The sequence below is a fragment of the Amphritea sp. genome (genome assembly GCF_050300915.1).
Lineage (GTDB): Bacteria > Pseudomonadota > Gammaproteobacteria > Pseudomonadales > Balneatricaceae > Amphritea.
In genome coordinates, this window is record NZ_JBNKYN010000092.1 from 1 (window position 1) to 17,791 (window position 17,791).

Here is a 17,791-nt window from a genome sequence, read left to right on the forward strand (position 1 = left end):
TGGCCTGCTGAATCTCCGGTAATAAAATCACCGGCCTGACTGCGTAACAGTTGAATACCTATCCACAGCAGATAGATCGCCCCCAACGTTTCGATAATGCTGAATAGTTGAGGGCTGTCGCGAATGCCACTCCAACCCAGTATTGCGATAGCGATATACACGCCATTGCCCAGCGCTACGCCAAGGCAGATAAAACGGCTACCGGCCAGACCATGGCGTACGGCATTGGCACTGATCAGAAAAAAATCCTGGCCCGGGCTTAGCAACGCGACGAAGTGTGCCAGAATCAACGCGGGAAAAGCAGCAGGAATAAGATAATCAAGGGACATAGAGCCTCCGTCACAGATAGATACAAGAAACGGAGTTTGGCAGAGCATACAAACGAATGATTGTGCGAAATTGATCAGCTCTGCTGATACTGCCCCGGAGTTGACGCAGTGTAGTTAACAAAGGTGCGGTGAAACTGACTCTGATCGGAAAAACCCAGTTGCCCCGCCACATCAACAATCGGCACCCCCTCACGCAGCAACAGCTTGGCCTGTTCGATACGGGCATTATTCACCAATGCCTTCGGCGTAATACCGTAATGACGGCGGAACATCCTGATCACCGCCTCCGGTGTACAGTCGCTGATTGCGGCAAGTTCCGCCAGTGCCGGAGGATGTTGCAGATCGGCCAGCAAACGCTGCTTTAGCTCAACGCAGCGGTGATCTCTGTCACTGCCCTCTTCTGCAGGGCTGCAGTATGGCAGCAACAGCTGCGTGGCCAGTCGCTCCAGCGTTATCGGGATCGCTCCGGCATCCTGATGCTGTAACTGTTCGACCAGGGTCAGAAAGGTATCAATCGCCTGCTGATCCCGGATCAGTGTCTGCTCGCAATAGAAAAGCGTCACGTCAGATCCATAGAAGGATGATAGCCACTGCAGACACCAACTGGCCTCAATATAGAGCATATAGTAGCCACGACTACCATTTTCCAGAGGGTTACAGGCGTGAACCCTGTCGGGTTCGATGATCACCAACTCCCCTGCAACGATTTTCTGTTCGTCGCCATTACAGCTGAAGCAGGTCTCCCCGGAGTGCAGCAGGCCGATTGAAAACTGTCGATGGCTATGGGATTTATACCCCTGTCGGCTGTCCCATGTAGAACGCAGCTCCATCTGTGGCATCCCCGGCAAACGTATAAACTGCTGTTCGATATCCCTGACCTTCATCCTCTGCGCTTGCCCTGTCACTGTATAAGACTCAGCAAACTCAGCATCAGACTGATACTGAAAAACGCCAGCACGGTAGTCACCGTCAGTACCCCGGAACAGTAGGCCTGTTTACCATACTGCCCCCCCACAATGGGGTAGATACTCAGCATTGGCGACGCCGAAAAGATCACCACCGCCAGCTTCAGCATCAGATCCATATCGGGCACCACGAAGATCACCAGACACAATGCGATCAGCGGTTGTAGCAACAGTTTAAAACTGGCAATCATGAGGATATCTTTGAACGATGCACTAAACGCTGCGCCAACCAAAGAGCCACCAATAATGACCAGTGCCACCGGTGCTGCTGCCCCAGCCAGGAGGTCCATCCCCCGACCGAGAAATCCCGACGCCTGAAAACCGATCAGCGACGCGAATACGCCGGAAAAAACCGCAATAATAATCGGATTCCTCACCAGCCGCCCCACTACCGTGATGACGATCTTTTTCGGGCCAATACCGGTGTCACCATGGGTTTCCATCAACGCGAAGGCGAGTGGAAACAGGACAATATTCTCCACCATCAGCGACATCGCAAACGCCTGAGTCGGCGCATCTTCAGCAAAATACTGCAATAGCACCGGCAAACCGATAAAGGCACTGTTAGGGCAGGCACTGCCAAAGCCTTTGAGGCCGGAAAAGCTGGTGCTATTGTTGAGTAAAAAACGGCTAATGCAAAAAACAGAGACAAATGACACGAGGCAACTGAAGCTGTACACCATCAGGTATTGAGGATCGATCAGTACCCCCAGATCCAGTTGCGATATTTTCTGAAACATCAGCACCGGCAGCGCCAGAAAAAGCACAAAGCGACTCATCCCCGGCAGCGCTTCCTGGGGAATAATACCGACCCGGGTGGCAACAAAGCCGACCAGAATCAACAGGAAAATAGGCGCGGTAATACCGATTATCGTTAGCATAGCGATTGTGATACCGAATCAGAGAGTAGAAAGAGGAACAGTAATCCAGAGCGTTTAAGGCCGTTAACATACTGCGACACCCGGTCAGGTGCAAGTAAGGACGGAATTTAACCGCGCCACTTCATGCGGGTTTCCGAGGGCAGTTCACCCATCTGCTTGCGATAAATCTCAGCAAACCGGCCCAGATTAGTGAAGCCAAAATCCATAGCGATCTGGGTGATACTCCGGCACGAATGTTGTGCGCAAAGCTCACGGTATGCCGACTTTATTTTTTGCTGACGGATATAGGCTAACGGCGTCATCCTGACCGCTTCGTTAAACAGATAATAGAGTGATCGTTCACTCATATGAGTTTGATCGACCAGTTCTTGCACGCTGATACTACTTTTTATATTTACCTCAATATATTCTGCCAACAGGGTAAAACTTCTACGTTTCGTACCTTTCAGATCCAGGCCCGGCTCCGATCTCTGCTCATCCAGCAGATGAGAAATGATATCGATATAGTATCCCTGCAGCCCGCTGGGAAGCGGCTCTACAGAGTTGAGCAAAAACAGAATCAAATCGATTAACTGCCGCTGCGATAAAGAGTGATGCGACGCTATAGATTTGGACTTATCAAAAGAAAAAGCACCCATTGAACCTCGTCTCTTGATCCCCCCCTGAATCGCCACGGGGTGTAATTCAATTCGCAGATTACGGGTGTCATTTGCCATCTGCCTGATCCGTAAGCCCTGATATACACTCATATATGGGAGCCCGACGGCAGCTCCCAAACAGAGTTCAACCTGTCGCTCTCCATCCGCAAGGATCAGATTCCGGTTATTCATATCGCCCCCGTACATCGTCAATCACTCTTTCAAAGGCTGAATACAGCGTTGAATAACATGCTTAACACAGCTCAAACACGCTCCAGAGCCAGCGCAATTCCCTGTCCGACACCGACACACATAGTCGCCAGAGCATAGCGCCCCGGCGTCCGGCGTAACTGAAGCAGTGCGGTGCCCGTGATGCGGGCACCCGATGCTCCCAGCGGGTGGCCCAGCGCGATTGCACCGCCATTGGGGTTTATATAATCAGCATCGTCTGGCAGTCCTAAATTGCGGATACAGGACAGCGCCTGGGCGGCAAACGCCTCATTGATCTCAACCGTATCAAACTGACCTAACGACAAGCCCAGTCGCTGACACAGTTTTTTCACCGCAGGAACCGGACCATACCCCATAATACCAGGCATCACCCCAGCGCAGGCACCGCCAAGAATCTTGCCCAGCGGTGTCAGGCCGTATTGCTCAACTGCATCTGCCGATGCCAGGATCAAAGCAGCAGCCCCATCGTTAACACCGGAGGAGTTACCCGCTGTCACGCTGCCCCCCGGCGTCACTGGATTTAATCGGGAAAGCGTCTCGGCACTGCTGTCAGTCCGGGGATGTTCATCACAGTCGACAATAAGATCAGGCTTTTCCCGCTGAGAGATAGTCACCGGCACGATCTCTTCTGCCAGGGTGCCATCAGCCTGAGCCCGGGCCGCGCGCTGCTGCGAACGGAGAGCAAAAGCATCCTGATCAGCGCGGCTTATACTGAATCTTTCAGCCAGATTTTCTGCCGTCTCCGGCATTGAATCGACCCCATAGCGTTGCTGCATCTGCGGATTAACGAAGCGCCAGCCGATGGTTGTGTCATAGATCTGCGCCTGACGGGAAAACGCACTCTCCGCTTTGGGCATAACAAAAGGCGCGCGGGACATACTCTCTACACCACCGGCGATTAACAACTCAGCTTCACCGGCACGAATGGAGCGAAAGGCAGTGAGAACCGCATCCATTCCCGAGCCACATAAACGGTTTATGGTGCTGCCTGGCACCTCGTGAGGATACCCCGCCAACAGTAAAGACATCCGCGCAACATTGCGGTTATCCTCTCCCGCCTGATTAGCACAGCCGAAGATAACATCCTCAATCGCCAGCGGATCCAGCCCCGGATTACGTTGCAACAGCGCCTTTAGGGGAACCGCCCCCAGATCATCTGGCCGGACAGCGGCTAATGCCCCACCAAAACGGCCAAACGGCGTACGAACAAAGTCACAAATATAGACATCTTTCATATCATTTCCTGCTACTGCTGATGGGCACGCGCTGTGCGGTCATTCAGGGCGCGTAAGGTGCTTAATTCGATCTCTGAAGGCATCGGGGTTTGCGAAACCTGAGAAGCAAACTGAATCGGCCAGCCAGTATTGTCGATAATCTGCTGCCGGGTAACACCGGGGTGGATGGAGGTCACCATGAACTCGTTAGTGGACGGATCAGGCTGCATCACGCAGAGATCGGTTATCAGACGACTGGGCCCTTTGGTTTTCAGCCCCAGACGGGCACGTTCCTGACCGTCAGCGCCATGGCCAAGCGAGGTGGTAAAATCGATTTTTTCGACAAAACCACGCCGGCTTTGCTTCATGACAATAAAGATCTCGCCACATGAGGTGGCAATCTCCGGAGCCCCGCCACCGCCCGGCAAACGAACATCAGGGTGATGATAATCATCGCCTACAACTGTGGTATTGATATTGCCATATTTATCCAGCTGCGCGGCCCCCAGAAACCCTACCGAGATTTTTCCTCCCTGCAGCCAGTAACGAAACATTTCGGTGACGCCAACCGTCGTAATAGCGGTTGCAGACAACTCGCCATCACCAATGGACAGTGGCAATACATCCGGCCGGGTACCGATCGTACCGGACTCATAGATCAGACAGACATCCGGCGCATGGGTCAGCCGGGCCAGATTACAGGCCGCTGATGGCATCCCAATGCCGACAAAACAAACATCACTGTTGCCGATAGCGCGGGATGCGGCAATGGTCATCATCTCTGTTGCGGTATAACTCATTTATGCCTCCTCACTCATGGTTACCGGCTTAATCCGGTCAATAAACACGTCAGGCCCCACATTCAGAACATGTGTCTCCATCCAGCTAAGGAACCGTTCACGATCTGCGGCAATCTGATCCCAGGCTTTATAAAATGCGTTGTCGCGCTCGTAATAACCATTGGCATAGGATGGGTGCGATCCGCCGGGCACTTCGACAATCGCCGAGATAGCCCAGCCGGGCAACACACACAGATTGGGATGCAGATCATCAAATGACTCCACCACCTCCTCAACGGTGACAATCGACCGGGCGGCCGCCAGAATAGCTTCCTTCTGTACCCCGATAATCCCCTCGATAAGCACATCACCGCGGCGATTAGCCTTCTGCGCATGGATGATGCTGACATCCGGATTAAGGGCCGGTACGGTGGTCAGCTGCTCACCGGTATAGGGACAGGTAAAATCTTTAATATTGTCATTCACCGCGCGTAATCCGGCCCCCAGATACCCCCGGAACAGGGCGCATGGTAAACCCGCAGCTCCCGCCTCGTAGGCATTGGCCATCGCGGCATGGCTGTGTTCTTCGATTGCCAGGGGCTCAGGCCAGCCATTTTCATAGGCATCACGAAAGCGACGCAGTGAGCCAACACCGGGATTGCCACCCCAGGAAAAAATCATTTTGCTGGCACAGCCCATGCCGATTAACTGGTCATAGATCAGATCAGGTGTCATGCGGATCAGTGTCAGATCCCGCTTTTGCTGACGGATAATTTCATGTCCTGCGGCATAGGGAATCAGGTGGGTAAACCCTTCCAGCGCTACCCGATCGCCATCCTTTACAAACCGTTCTACCGCTTCTTTGAGAGAGATAAACTCTGCCATTTGACTGTCTCCAATACGGGTATCCAGAAACACCCGTTAACATCGTTCTATTTTTATCGTGGCGCAGGAATTGCGGTCGACTGGAACAGTTTCAGCAGCCACCTATCCTGCTCACATACCCAGAGTTCCGAGATATGTGACCGGATAGTCACCCGTTCACCGCTAACCCGCTGAATCTCCATCTGCATTCCCGCAGTTAACAGCACACTGTTACCGAGCCAGTCGAGTTGCTGATCCTGTTTGTGAATCGCGAGAAAATCAGGCCCCTCAGGCAGACACGCAAGATAATCACTGCGACGCTGTTGCAATCCGGTTGAATGGATGTAACGCAATTGCGGATGGATCAGTGCTGCAACGGTTTCCCAGTCAGCCGCTAACAGGGCGGTTATTCGCAGATCGGATTGCTGCTGAACCTGCTGACAGCAGCGTTCTGTCTTCCGGGCGCTGGCATCGGCCAACGATTGCCCGAACTGCTCTGCGGTTATGCCATCCGGTAACGCCCCGACCACCGGCTCTTCCAGCTCCACTGGCCAGGTTTTCAGAACATCCGCCAGGAACAGGTACATATGGGTCAGTGCCATCAGGTCCAGCATCTGCGGTGTCTTCAGGTGTGCGGCTAACGCTTCCTGCATTGCTGGCCTGAGTTGCCGATGATGAAACAGCTCATCGACGGCCTGAAGCACAGCCATATCAGCGGCATTCCACAGAGAGCTCTCAGCACCTTGCATGACACAGAGGATCTCCTGCTGACTCAATCCACAGCGCAGCCCCCTGACAACATGCGCACCCCACTCATACCATGAGCCGGTCAACACACTGACACGCAGAATCACCAGCTCACCCCAGCGCTGGCCAAGAGATGCACCCGACACCAGATAGCGACGGCTGCTCCACCAGGCCCGCAACAACTCAGGCTGATGCGCCAGCAAGCCGTGGACATTCAGAGGAGCACCGCCCATATCGTTAATGACGGGTGCCAGCGATACATTCCAGTCAGCCACTGGCAGGGGTTTCAGTTTGGACGGATTCACACAACCTCCTGCTCAGACGCACTGCGCCGGTGTCACCAGTGACCTATCCAGTAACTGCTGTAACTCAGCCTGGTTGCAGGCGGTGCCAAGCAGATAGCGGTCGGGACGCACCAGCACTGCGTGTGCCTTAAACTGCTCAAGATATTGCGCCAGATCTTCAGACTGATCGGTCTGAAGCAAGGCAATATTCTTCGCTTTCAACTGTTCAAGCTGGGCTGCGCTTAACGGCAGAGCCCGGGGGTCTGATAACAGGGCAAAACCATAACCATGACGATCATCGCTCAGAGTTCCATCCTTAAGCCTGGGCTGTGGAAACAGACAGGCAGTCTGACCGGCAACACTCATTCCCCTGCCTAAGGCGGGATAGATTGAGGTCATTCGGGCGCTGCCATCCTGACTGTACAGTGCAGCATTCAGCGCCTCCTCAGTGCCACAGGTATTGATCAGCCCCCCCAGGCGAACGGCAGTCCCGATATACTCTCTGACATGGGGATAGCGCTCAGTGCCATAGGTATCCAGCAGCGAATCCGGTGCCTGTGCCGTTACACATAAGGCGAGTTTCCAGCCCAGATTCGCGACATCACGAATCCCGGCGCACATCCCCTGCCCCATGAACGGAGGTGTCAGATGGGCAGCATCACCGGCCAGCAGGAAACGTCCCTTACGCCAGTGATGGACAATTTTGGAGTTAAATGTATAGACCGCTGAACGTTCCAGTTCAGCTTCTGAGCTATCCAACCAGGGTTGCAGCAATGACCACACCGCATCAGGCGAGATCATCTCCTCCGAAGGCTCGTCATCTTTAACAGTGATTTCCCAACGACGCCGGTTACCCGGTCCTCTGACATAAGTGGCTGGCCGCTCAGGGTTACAGTACTGGATGGTGTAATCCCCCAGCTCGGGTTTCTCTCTGTTCAGCAGCACATCAACCACTAGCCAGCGCTCCGAGAAGCCCAGATCTTCCATCCCGGTTTCAATAAAGCGGCGTACCAGCGAGTTGGCTCCATCACAGCCAACCACATAATTAGCGCTGACAGTGACCGTTTTCTCCTCCCGCAGATCGTGATACTCGAGCATCGCCCGATCACACTGCTCCTCGAGATTCACAACCTCACACAGGGTTCTCACCGTGACATGGGGATAACGTTCAAGCCCCTCTCGCAGAACTTTCTCTATATCAGGCTGATGACAGCGATAACTGGCATACCATCCCTGCGGGCTGATCTGCTGGGGCCTTGGCCAGTCCAGCAGCAGCGTGCCGTCATTAGCCACAAAGCGCATGCCCGGGTTAACCCGCAGGTTTGCAGCAATCGCATCACCCAGTCCGACCGTTTGAAAAACCCGCATCACTTCGTCATCAAAATGCACCGCTCTGGGAAGGTGGTATGCGGCAGCCTCCCGATCAAGAATCAATACCGATACCCCACACTTACCCAACAGGTTGGCCAGTGTTGCGCCGACCGGGCCAAAACCAATGATGGCCACATCGTAATGTTCAGTTGGTTGCTTACTCATTTGAAACTCCAGAAAACCAGTTAAATTCAGATATTTCAGGCCGAGTCTGTCCCTGGGTTCTCACCCATAAAAAAATCACACGGGAAGGAGACCCGGCGCGGGTCCCGGTTTGGTTAGTTAAGCTGGCGTATCTTTTGGGCCTGCTGCAATACAGGCAAACCATCAACACCGAAGGACTTCTGTATCTCCAGCCACTCGTTTTCAGCGCCGGATAATGCTTTGTCCCATTGCGCCACTTCCTGAGCTGACAGCTGATCATTGAATGAAACGTTGCTGTTGTTACGCATCAATGTCTCAATGTCGGCATCATAATTATCGATAACTGAAGCCACCCAGCGTGAGGTAGCCTCACCAGACAACTCATCGATCACCTTTTTATCGGCTTCAGACAGCGCGCTATAGGTCGCTTTATTCATCAGAATAGCCAAAGGACTGGCGGTCAGCTGCGTCATGGTTAGTTGCGGGGCAACCTCATTAAGGCGGAATGTCTTATACGCATCCATCACCCACAGCACCCCATCAACGACCCCCCGATCAAGGTTTTCATAGACCTGAGGCGCCGGAATAGAAACGCCGCTACCGCCCAGCATTGACACCAGCTTTGACACATAGGGTGATGGTGTACGCAGTTTCATGCCTTGCATATCAGCGGGAACACGAACCGCCTTTTCCCGGGAAAAAACCCGATACCCATGGGTAGTAAACAGCGCGATGACTTTGTAGTCGTCATACTCCTTCTGCAACGCCCCCTCAGCCAAAAGCTGATTTAACACCTGGGTACCATCAGCACTGGTGGGGGCAATTCGAGGAACCTCGGCAATAGACGTCAGCGGGAACAGTCCCGGTGAATATCCCTGAACCACCAGAGCCACATCAGCGACACCTTTTTTCACCAGCTCCTGCTGCGCCGGAGGGGCTCCCAGAATACTGCCCGGATACAGGCGAAAACGGTTTCCCTCAGAAAGCCTTGCATTCACCTGCTCTATCCAGGGCGTAATAATTTTGCTGGAGAAAAAGCCCTGTGCTGGCTCAAAACTGGACACCCGAAACTCCCTTGCCTGTGCGGCAGCCGCCAGCAAGGCAGAGAGCAGTAGGACAGACCCGGTCTTTACGGTTTTTTGCACTAAATTTGCTGTATTAATTTTCATTTTCACATCATCCTTTCAGATTTATTTTTGTTTTAGTGTGCGTTGTCTGGCAGCCATAACACGATGGCGGGAATAGCAACGATGACAGCGATACGAATCAGATCAGCAATCACAAACGGAGCGATGCCCTGCCACAGCTGAACCAGTCGGATATCGCTATAAGCCACTTTGATAATGAACAGGTTCATCCCCACCGGTGGGGTGATCAGCCCCAGCTCAACCACCATGACGGCATAGATACCGAACCAGACCAGATTGATACCGGCAGCATCCGCGATCGGGACAAACAGAGGGATGGTCAGCAGCAGCATCGCCAGAGAATCCATCACGGTTCCCAGCAGCAGATAGATACCGGTCATCACCAGAATCAGTAGCAACGGGTTTTCAATCAGTCCGCTGAAAATCGAAGAAAGCGAAAAGGGTAAGCCGGACAGCGCCAGGAAAAAGTTAAACAGGTTGGCCGCAATCAGAACCAGATAGAGAGCACCGCAGGTTAATGCGGTAGTCACTGACGCTGCCAGCATACCCGCACAACTCAACCGTCTGGACAGCAGCCCATAAACCAGCACCAGCCCCACTCCGACTGCGGCGGTTTCATTTGCCGTGAAAATACCGCTGTATAGCCCCCCCATCATGAGTGCAAACACGCCGGTGGGCGGAACAATCTCTTTCATCGACGCCCAACGGTCAGCCCGGCTGGCCTTCTCCTTATGCGGCGCCTTAACCAGCCCCAGCATCACTGGCAGATAGACCGCCAGACAGTAAAGCAGAATGGCCAGAACAATAGGTCCCATCGCCGCCAGTAGCAGACTGTTGATAGACTGCTCGGCCAGAAAAGCGTAGATAACCAGTACCGTTGATGGCGGAATAAGAATACCCAGCGAGCCCCCGGCAGCCACCGTACCGGCAGACAATGGCAACGAATAACCCGCCGCTTTCATCTCCGGCATCGCTATCCGGCTCATTGTCGCCGTCGTCGCCAGTGAGGACCCGGAGATCATGCCAAAACCCGCCGACGCACCAATGGTGGCAATCGCCAGACCGCCTTTACGATGGCCGATGAGAGTGCGCATTGCACTATAGAGCCGGGAGGAGAGTCCACACTCCGATGCCAGATTGCCCATAAATACAAACAGCGGCAGAACGGTCAGGGTATAGTTGGTCAGCGAATCCCATACCGTTGAACTGGCAATGGTGCTGCTGGGTTCGACCCCCATGATCCAGGCGCAACCGCCCAGTCCTACCAGCCCCATCGCCACCCCTACCGGTATCTCGAGAAAGATCATAACGATAACCGCAAGCATCCCCAGGCCACCGAGTATCAGTCCACTATCCATGATTTACACCCTCATCAGCAGCCCTATGGGTAATACTATTTACCAGCGCGATAACCGCCCCGCAGAAAGCCATAAACAGAGTGATGGTGATAATAATCAGCAGAATAGAGACCGGCATTCCGGTGTCAGGTGTGGTTTCCGGTGAGCCAAACTTCTCATAGGCAGTGAGATATTCAGCTATCAGTAATATCAGCGAGAACAGTAGTGAAACGCCAGCCCCAAAAACGGCTAGCCAATAACCGACTTTAGCGGGCAGAAACTCGCTCAGCAGCTTTGCGGTAATATGCCCTTTTCGGCTAAAGGTCACTGGCATAGACAATAACGCCCCCAGGCCGATAAACAGCGTTGTCAGCTCTATCGATGCATCGACATGGGAATGGAACAGCGCTCGAACAAATACATCCAATAGGGTTATTCCAGCCCCGATCAGAAAACAGGAAGACGCGCTGATTAACATCACCTGCGCGAACCGATGACTTAACGTTTTAGAAGACACAACAACCTCGACACTCTTATTATTTTGTCGTGGTAACCGAACCCTGCCAGGACAACGCTTCATCCCGGGCAGGGCCGTTACACGGTGCTCTTAATCATCAGATAGAATCAGTCTTCCGCGACGATGACGTTACTCAGGCAACCTACCCGGTCTACCAGTACTTCGATGTGATCACCCGGCTTCATCCATACCGGGGGTTCACGTCGTGCACCAATCCCGCCGGGCGTTCCTGTGACGATGACATCACCTGGTTGTAACGGTGCAATCGTTGAGGTGTAAGCGATCTGACGTTCGATGCTGTGTATCATCATGTCAGTGGTCGCCTTCTGCATCGTTTTACCGTTCAGGCGTGACTCAACCGTCATCAGGGTGTTAGCCGGGATTTCATCGGCAGTCACCATCCACGGACCAAAGGCACCGGTTTTCCAAAAGTTTTTACCCGGATCCCACTGCTGCGAATGCTTCTGCCAGTCACGGATACTGCCATCATTGAAGCAGGCGTAACCGGCAATATGATTCCAGGCATCCGCCTCTTTAATACGGCGGCCCGGCTTACCGATAATCACCGCCAACTCTGCTTCATAATCGAGCTTGCCCGACTCTGGCGGGCAGGGAATCTCATCCCCCTGAGCACAGAGAGAATCGGCAAAACGCAGGAAGAATGTTGGCATTTCATTAATTTCACGGCCGGTTTCACGCACATGTTCACCGTAGTTAAGGCCGGCACACCAAATTTTACCCGGGTTAGGTATAACCGGGAGCTGCTTAACATCCTCCAGTGCATAGTGTGCTTTGCAGGTTGGCAAGACCTCTGCCAACTCATTCACAGCATTCGCTGCCAATACCGATTTGATGTCGATATAACGGTCATCCAACACTTTTCTGAAATCGACAACACCGGCATCCACAACCGCACCAAAACTTGCCACCCCGTTATATACAAAACTAATCAGTTTCATCGAGAAAACCTCTTCATATTTATTGTTGTAAAATCTCAATAGTTGGGATTTAATAACTATCATTGACCTATGTCAATAATTTTTTCTCAATATAAAAGATAAATAAAAAGAGAGATCACAATGAAAAAATCGGGTTTCAACTTCACTCATATCGGAATATTCGCCAGAGATCTTGACGCTATGGAGCGCTTTTATACCGGCATTCTGGATTTCACCGTGACTGACAGAGGCGAGCTGGAAGGACCGGATGGCCCGGTATCTCTTATTTTTATGAGTAAAGACCCGGATGAGCACCATCAGATAGTCCTGATCAGTGGCAGACCTGAAAATATTGGTTTTAATGTGATCAATCAGATATCGCTGAAAGGCGAAACCGTTGCCGAACTGAAAGAGATCTATGAACGGCTTCAAGCCGATGACGCGCCTGGCTTATCTCCGGTGACCCACGGCAACGCCCTGTCCGTTTACGTGCTTGATCCGGAAGGCAACCGCATTGAGCTCTATGTCAATATGCCCTGGTATGTTACCCAACCGATGCGGGTTCCTATCGACTTCAGCCTGGATGAAGCAGCGCTGATGAAAGTAACAGAGGAACATGCACGTAAACTGCCGGGTTTCAGACCCCGTTCAGTCTGGCACGAAGAGATGAAGATACGTATGGGGCTCGCTGAATAAAACCAACCCGGGCCGGTTGTGGCGAAAATGAATCGCCCATCCGGCTATATATTTCTACAGCGAAAAGGCATAATCCGGCACGTCTGTAGAGCTAAAATATAAAATTGAATAAAGTAAAATAACCTTCCGATGACCAGCCCAGCCAGAGTATTTGCAATTCTTGATATGTTTTCCAGAGAAGCTCCTGTCTGGAGTCCGGATGATATTAATGAGCGCCTGGGTTATACCCGGGCCACCGGCTACCGCTATGTAAAAGAGCTTGTTGAAGCGGGATATCTGCAAAAAGTCTCTGCCGGGCTTTATGCCCTGGGGCCAAGAATCATTGAACTGGACTATCAGTTGCGTCAGAGTGATCCGTTGTTGCTAAGTGCCGCGCCCTGCATGGAACAGCTGGGCCAGCAAACCGGTTTCGATGTTGTGCTGTCGGTGTACTTTTCCGGATCGATGCAGGTTATTGATACACATCGGTATCACAGCCAACAGGAGTTAGAGCTCACCTATGGACGTGGCCGACCGCGGCCTCTGTTTTTTGGTGCCGCGCCAAAAATTCTGGCGGCCTCGCTGACAAAACCCCAGCAAAAAAAACTCTATTCGGCTTTTAGTGAAGAGATTTCACATCAGGGATTGGGAAACTCGCTGGACGAGTTCTACGCGATTCTCAGAGAGATAAAACAGCTGGGGTATTACATTTCCAGAGGTGAGCTGGATACCAATATTGGCGGTATTGCCATGTCGATTAGCAGCCAGGATAAAGAAACATCCGCAGTACTGGCCCTGGTTGGTAGCATCGAAAACTTTGACAAAGCCAACACCGAACTACTCTGCTTTGCCCTCAAACAGTGTGTTGCCCAGATTAGCGCAAAGCTTAATCAGGTTGGTAAACACTAATCTTCAGCTGAGTTTTCTTTGCTATCGGCCAGCACCAGGCCAATATTTTCATGCCGATATTTTCACCCCAATATTTTCAACCCGACATGCCGCTCTCTCTTTCTTCACCGGGTTAGAGATAACGGATATTTTCCCCGTAAAAAAGTCCTGTTAACACCGAATAAAAACCGTTTCCAGCATCATAGCCAACATCAAAACTGTGCACTAAGTGCACCATCAGACTGTTTTTTATTGCCCTGCAATAGCCCTCATCTCTACACTGGCCTCACTCTGAAATGACGCCTGGTTAACCCCCATAGACTTGCCTGAGTTACCGAAAGCTCACAACGCGTCATCTCAGAATTCAAATAATAAATCGCCTTTCCAGGGCTGAGACCCTCCCATGGAAAGAGCTAAAAAACACGCCGATTAATGGAAAGCAAAGTGCATTGCCTTCCCCTGACCGGCAGGTTCTGGAGTCCCGCATGAGTGTAATGTTGAAGTGTCTGTCTCACACCCCCCTGAGAGACTATAACGATCCTGAGGCGAGCATTGTCAAAGAGGTTGATGAGGTGATCGCTAAGGCCCGTGCCGAGGTTGAAGCCTTTGACCCGGAACTGATCGTGCTGTTTGCACCGGATCACTATAACGGCCTGTTTTATGATCTGATGCCACCATTTGTGGTTGCTACTGCGGCTGAATCCGTCGGTGATTACAGCAGCCTGCCCGGCCATCTGAGTGTTGATTCTGATACCGCAATGGAGCTGGTGAAATTCCTTTTCGCTAACGGCATCGATATGACCCTGTCGCACCGCTTGCAGGTCGATCACGGTTGCACCCAGACGCTGGAAGAGATGACCGGCAGTCTGAGCCGTTACCCGGTGGTACCGATCATTATCAACTCTGTTGCTCCGCCCTTCTGCCCCTATTCACGCATCCGCAAACTCGGCGAGGTCGTCGGTCAGTTTATCGCGGGACTGGACAAGCGGGTGCTGATTCTGGGTACCGGAGGTCTGTCACACGAGCCTCCCGTGCCGCTGCTGGCGGATGCCCCGGAAGAGGTGGCTGAGTTTCTGATTGCCGGACGTAACCCTACCCCGGAGTTCCGTGCCGCCCGTCAGGAACGCACCATCGCCGCCGGTAAGATCTATGGCAGTGAGCTGTGCGAACAGACCCCGCTCAACGCAGACTGGGATCTGACCTTTATCCAGACACTGATCGATGGCCGGGTGGCCGAGATTGATGAACTCTCCATTGAGGAGATCTCGCAACAAGCCGGACGTTCAGCGCACGAGGTACGCACCTGGGTGGCAGCCTTTGCCGCGATCGGAGCAACCGGATCAGTAACCGCAAGAAAAGATTATTACCGCGCAATTAACGAATGGATTGCCGGGTATGGCGTTGTCAGCGCCGAGTCGGCCTGATCCGACCCGGACCGATGCCAGCAAATAATAAATAGAATTTCAGGAGAACACCGATGAACAATATGACTGTCCAGATCCCAACCGAAGAAGAGATCGTAGCCCGCGCAACTAAGATGATTCCGTGGCTCAGAGAGAAAGCCGATGCCGTTGAAAAAGCCCGCATGGTGCCGGAAGATACCATTCAGGCGTTTCAGGAGGCAGGCTTCTTCCGCATCCTGCAACCAAAACGCTGGGGCGGCTATGAGATGAACCCTAACGTGCTTAACAAAGTTCTGATCGAACTGGCGCGCGGTTGCCCTTCCAGTGCCTGGAACGTGATGGTATTGGGGGTGCACCCGTTCGAGGTCGGTTTGCTGGACAACACCGTCGGTGATGAACTCTGGAGTGACGATAGCAGCCGTCTGATATCCTCGTCCTACGCCCCTTTCGGCACCGTAAAAGCGGTTGAAGGCGGATACATTCTGAATGGCGAGTGGCTGACATCAAGCGGTTGCGACCATGCGGCAGGTGGCGCTTTTCTCGGTGGTCGTGTCGCCGATGCCGAAGGCAATATGGAGTTCCGCTCTTTCTGGGTGCAACGCTCTGACTTTGAGATTGAAGATGACTGGTTTGTTGTCGGCCTGGCGGGCACCGGTAGTAAGAAGCTTCTGATTAACGAAGTGTTCGTCCCCGCTTATCGCAGCCATGTCATTGGTGATTACTGTGATGAGACCCACGGCCATGTAAACAACCTGTATAAGATGCCGTTCTTCGGCGTGTTTTACTCTGCGGTCTCTTCAGTCATCATCGGTATGGCTAAAGGGATGGCTGATCTCTATATCGAACATATGGTGCCACGTCAGAACCTCAACCAGGCGGTTGGTGCTGCCGTAAATGACCCGTTCATCAAAGGTAAGCTGGGTGAAGCTCAGGCTAAAATCACCGGCGCTGAAGCACGGGTGCTGATGAATACCGAGGAAGCCTGGAAATATGCGTCAAAAGGTGAGCTGGTACCCACCGATGTCCGCGTGCGTACCTTCGCCACCAACCAGTTTACCGGTGGTGACTGCTTTGAGGCCGCCCATATGATCTTCAAGAAAACCTCAACCCGTGGCGTCTGGTTGTCCAGCCCGATGCAGCGCCAGTTGCGCGACATTCTGGTGGGTGCGAACCACATCACCCAGAACCAGGACAACATCGGCGAACTGCTGGGTGGACAGATGCTGGGTAACCCGCTGCCACAACCCAATCCGTTCGGCGTTAAAGCCCAATAAACAATAAAAAACCACACCTGAGGCAGGGGCGTGTCCCTTGCCCGGTATAACAATTTTAAAGGGTGTTGTAATGAATAAAGAGATAAATCAGATTCTTGACTGGACGCCTAACGCTAAATTAGCGGCCATGCCAACGGTGACGTCAGACGACCACCGTTACGGTATGCGCCACTTTGCAGTGGGAGTCACCATCATCAGCGCATCAGACGGTGAGAACAAAGCCGGGCTGACCGCAACAGCGGTCTGCTCTGTCACGGCTGATCCTCCCCGACTGGTTGTATTCGTAAACAAAGATGTCGCTGCCAGCGAGATCATTTTGAACAGCGGCGCACTCTGTGTAAACATTCTTGCCAGTGAGCAGGAAGAGATCGCCAAGGTATTTGCCGGTATGAACAAAGAGGTTCACGGTGAAGCACGTTTTGAATATGGCCAATGGCGTGAACTGGTGACCGGAGCCCCCAGCCTGGACGGCACTCTGGCCAATTTTGACTGCCGTGTGATCAAAGTGTTTGATGAAAGCACCCATCACGCGTTTCTCTGTGAAGTGATGGCCACCTGCGAGCGGGATGATGGCGAAGCACTGATCTATCTGAATGGAGCCTTTCGCAGCGTTCCTCAGTAAGCGCAGAAGCAATGAGATAAACCAGGCCCTGTCATACAGGGCTTATTGCGTTCGCACATAACGAATTAAAAGGCAGAATCTATGACTACGATTGAAATCAGTGAAGCCTCCAGCAGCAAATTTATCGATATTGTTGCCGAAGGTAATCCCTATAAGATCCACTATAACGAACTGGGAACCGGTGAGCAGGTGGTTATTATGCTCCATGGTTCAGGCCCCGGCGCCACCAGTTGGGCGAACTTTAACCGCAATATCGAGCCTTTTGTTAATCAGGGTTATCGTATTATTTTGCTGGACTGCCCCGGCTGGGGTAAAAGTGATCCGGTTGTCTGCACCGGTTCCCGCTCCGATCTCAATGCCGCCTGTGTCAAAGGCGTGATGGACGGTCTGGATATCGAAACCGCCCACCTGATCGGTAACTCCATGGGCGGACACAGCGTGGTGGCCTTTGCCCTCAGCTGGCCCGAACGGGTTAACAAACTGATTCTGATGGGCGGCGGTACCGGTGGGCCAAGCCAGTTTGTACCGATGCCAACGGAAGG

General features: G+C 52.7%; 19 protein-coding genes. 6 read left to right on the forward strand and 13 right to left on the reverse strand.

The genetic code is table 11. The annotated features are described in order from the left end of the window. The 13 genes from ACQY8X_RS18305 to ACQY8X_RS18365 all read right to left on the reverse strand — a co-directional run. On the reverse strand, positions 1–329 hold a 329-nt coding region (locus ACQY8X_RS18305; RefSeq protein ID WP_428036573.1), incomplete at its 3' end, for a LysE family translocator. A 74-nt stretch (positions 330–403) separates the two neighbouring features. Beyond that, positions 404–1,213 carry an AraC family transcriptional regulator gene (locus tag ACQY8X_RS18310; RefSeq protein ID WP_428036574.1) on the reverse strand — a complete coding sequence of 270 codons (810 nt, stop codon included), beginning with the start codon at positions 1,211–1,213 and terminating at the stop codon, positions 404–406. Between the two features lie 17 nt (positions 1,214–1,230). Then, the gene (locus ACQY8X_RS18315; RefSeq protein WP_428036575.1) at positions 1,231–2,175 is read right to left on the reverse strand and encodes an AEC family transporter; all 945 of its coding nucleotides are present in this window, start codon (positions 2,173–2,175) and stop codon (positions 1,231–1,233) included. 107 nt (positions 2,176–2,282) lie between these two features. Then, positions 2,283–2,924: a helix-turn-helix domain-containing protein gene (locus ACQY8X_RS18320; protein WP_428036576.1), complete on the reverse strand. Its 642-nt coding sequence runs from the start codon at positions 2,922–2,924 to the stop codon at positions 2,283–2,285. A 152-nt stretch (positions 2,925–3,076) separates the two neighbouring features. Continuing rightward, entirely contained in the window at positions 3,077–4,279 is a 1,203-nt protein-coding gene (pcaF, locus tag ACQY8X_RS18325; protein ID WP_428036577.1) for a 3-oxoadipyl-CoA thiolase, read from the reverse strand. Between the two features lie 11 nt (positions 4,280–4,290). After that, positions 4,291–5,058: a CoA-transferase subunit beta gene (locus ACQY8X_RS18330; protein ID WP_428036578.1), complete on the reverse strand. Its 768-nt coding sequence runs from the start codon at positions 5,056–5,058 to the stop codon at positions 4,291–4,293. Next, the gene (locus ACQY8X_RS18335; RefSeq protein WP_428036579.1) at positions 5,059–5,922 is read right to left on the reverse strand and encodes a CoA transferase subunit A; all 864 of its coding nucleotides are present in this window, start codon (positions 5,920–5,922) and stop codon (positions 5,059–5,061) included. A gap of 53 nt (positions 5,923–5,975) precedes the next feature. Continuing rightward, the gene (locus tag ACQY8X_RS18340; RefSeq protein ID WP_428036580.1) at positions 5,976–6,953 is read right to left on the reverse strand and encodes a DUF4440 domain-containing protein; all 978 of its coding nucleotides are present in this window, start codon (positions 6,951–6,953) and stop codon (positions 5,976–5,978) included. 12 nt (positions 6,954–6,965) lie between these two features. Then, positions 6,966–8,468: a bifunctional 3-(3-hydroxy-phenyl)propionate/3-hydroxycinnamic acid hydroxylase gene (locus ACQY8X_RS18345; protein ID WP_428036581.1), complete on the reverse strand. Its 1,503-nt coding sequence runs from the start codon at positions 8,466–8,468 to the stop codon at positions 6,966–6,968. Between the two features lie 113 nt (positions 8,469–8,581). Then, positions 8,582–9,616: a TRAP transporter substrate-binding protein gene (locus ACQY8X_RS18350; protein WP_428036582.1), complete on the reverse strand. Its 1,035-nt coding sequence runs from the start codon at positions 9,614–9,616 to the stop codon at positions 8,582–8,584. Positions 9,617–9,648: 32 nt separating this feature from the next. Next, positions 9,649–10,953, reverse strand: a complete 1,305-nt coding sequence (locus ACQY8X_RS18355; RefSeq protein WP_428036583.1) for a TRAP transporter large permease — start codon at positions 10,951–10,953, stop codon at positions 9,649–9,651. Continuing rightward, positions 10,946–11,512, reverse strand: coding sequence for a TRAP transporter small permease (locus ACQY8X_RS18360; RefSeq protein ID WP_428036584.1), 567 nt, complete (start codon positions 11,510–11,512; stop codon positions 10,946–10,948). Before ACQY8X_RS18360 ends, ACQY8X_RS18355 begins: the two co-directional genes overlap by 8 nt. A gap of 44 nt (positions 11,513–11,556) precedes the next feature. Continuing rightward, positions 11,557–12,408 (reverse strand): fumarylacetoacetate hydrolase family protein, encoded by an 852-nt coding sequence (locus tag ACQY8X_RS18365; RefSeq protein WP_428036585.1) that lies wholly within the window; start codon positions 12,406–12,408, stop codon positions 11,557–11,559. Between the two features lie 120 nt (positions 12,409–12,528). On the opposite strand from ACQY8X_RS18365, the gene ACQY8X_RS18370 reads away from it, so the two are divergent. From ACQY8X_RS18370 to ACQY8X_RS18395, 6 genes are all read left to right on the forward strand, one after another. Continuing rightward, positions 12,529–13,083, forward strand: a complete 555-nt coding sequence (locus ACQY8X_RS18370) for a VOC family protein (protein ID WP_428036586.1) — start codon at positions 12,529–12,531, stop codon at positions 13,081–13,083. 129 nt (positions 13,084–13,212) lie between these two features. Then, positions 13,213–13,971 (forward strand): IclR family transcriptional regulator, encoded by a 759-nt coding sequence (locus ACQY8X_RS18375; RefSeq protein ID WP_428036587.1) that lies wholly within the window; start codon positions 13,213–13,215, stop codon positions 13,969–13,971. Positions 13,972–14,435: 464 nt separating this feature from the next. Then, positions 14,436–15,374, forward strand: a complete 939-nt coding sequence (locus ACQY8X_RS18380) for a 3-carboxyethylcatechol 2,3-dioxygenase (RefSeq protein WP_428036588.1) — start codon at positions 14,436–14,438, stop codon at positions 15,372–15,374. A 53-nt stretch (positions 15,375–15,427) separates the two neighbouring features. Next, entirely contained in the window at positions 15,428–16,627 is a 1,200-nt protein-coding gene (locus tag ACQY8X_RS18385; protein ID WP_091352270.1) for an acyl-CoA dehydrogenase family protein, read from the forward strand. Positions 16,628–16,697: 70 nt separating this feature from the next. Further along, entirely contained in the window at positions 16,698–17,249 is a 552-nt protein-coding gene (locus ACQY8X_RS18390; RefSeq protein ID WP_205212223.1) for a flavin reductase family protein, read from the forward strand. 81 nt (positions 17,250–17,330) lie between these two features. Further along, positions 17,331–17,791 (forward strand): alpha/beta fold hydrolase (locus tag ACQY8X_RS18395; protein WP_428036589.1); only part of this gene is annotated, 461 nt, incomplete at its 3' end.

Excerpts from the sequence above, each read along its gene's own strand:
- ACQY8X_RS18310 (WP_428036574.1), bottom strand. The coding sequence starts at position 1,213 with ATGAAGGTCAGGGATATCGAACAGCAGTTTATACGTTTGCCGGGGATG.
- ACQY8X_RS18315 (WP_428036575.1), bottom strand. The coding sequence starts at position 2,175 with ATGCTAACGATAATCGGTATTACCGCGCCTATTTTCCTGTTGATTCTG.
- ACQY8X_RS18320 (WP_428036576.1), bottom strand. The coding sequence starts at position 2,924 with ATGAGTGTATATCAGGGCTTACGGATCAGGCAGATGGCAAATGACACC.
- pcaF (WP_428036577.1), bottom strand. The coding sequence starts at position 4,279 with ATGAAAGATGTCTATATTTGTGACTTTGTTCGTACGCCGTTTGGCCGT.
- ACQY8X_RS18330 (WP_428036578.1), bottom strand. The coding sequence starts at position 5,058 with ATGAGTTATACCGCAACAGAGATGATGACCATTGCCGCATCCCGCGCT.
- ACQY8X_RS18335 (WP_428036579.1), bottom strand. The coding sequence starts at position 5,922 with ATGGCAGAGTTTATCTCTCTCAAAGAAGCGGTAGAACGGTTTGTAAAG.
- ACQY8X_RS18345 (WP_428036581.1), bottom strand. The coding sequence starts at position 8,468 with ATGAGTAAGCAACCAACTGAACATTACGATGTGGCCATCATTGGTTTT.
- ACQY8X_RS18350 (WP_428036582.1), bottom strand. The coding sequence starts at position 9,616 with ATGAAAATTAATACAGCAAATTTAGTGCAAAAAACCGTAAAGACCGGG.
- ACQY8X_RS18355 (WP_428036583.1), bottom strand. The coding sequence starts at position 10,953 with ATGGATAGTGGACTGATACTCGGTGGCCTGGGGATGCTTGCGGTTATC.
- ACQY8X_RS18360 (WP_428036584.1), bottom strand. The coding sequence starts at position 11,512 with ATGAAGCGTTGTCCTGGCAGGGTTCGGTTACCACGACAAAATAATAAG.
- ACQY8X_RS18365 (WP_428036585.1), bottom strand. The coding sequence starts at position 12,408 with ATGAAACTGATTAGTTTTGTATATAACGGGGTGGCAAGTTTTGGTGCG.
- ACQY8X_RS18370 (WP_428036586.1), top strand. The coding sequence starts at position 12,529 with ATGAAAAAATCGGGTTTCAACTTCACTCATATCGGAATATTCGCCAGA.
- ACQY8X_RS18375 (WP_428036587.1), top strand. The coding sequence starts at position 13,213 with ATGACCAGCCCAGCCAGAGTATTTGCAATTCTTGATATGTTTTCCAGA.
- ACQY8X_RS18380 (WP_428036588.1), top strand. The coding sequence starts at position 14,436 with ATGAGTGTAATGTTGAAGTGTCTGTCTCACACCCCCCTGAGAGACTAT.
- ACQY8X_RS18385 (WP_091352270.1), top strand. The coding sequence starts at position 15,428 with ATGAACAATATGACTGTCCAGATCCCAACCGAAGAAGAGATCGTAGCC.
- ACQY8X_RS18390 (WP_205212223.1), top strand. The coding sequence starts at position 16,698 with ATGAATAAAGAGATAAATCAGATTCTTGACTGGACGCCTAACGCTAAA.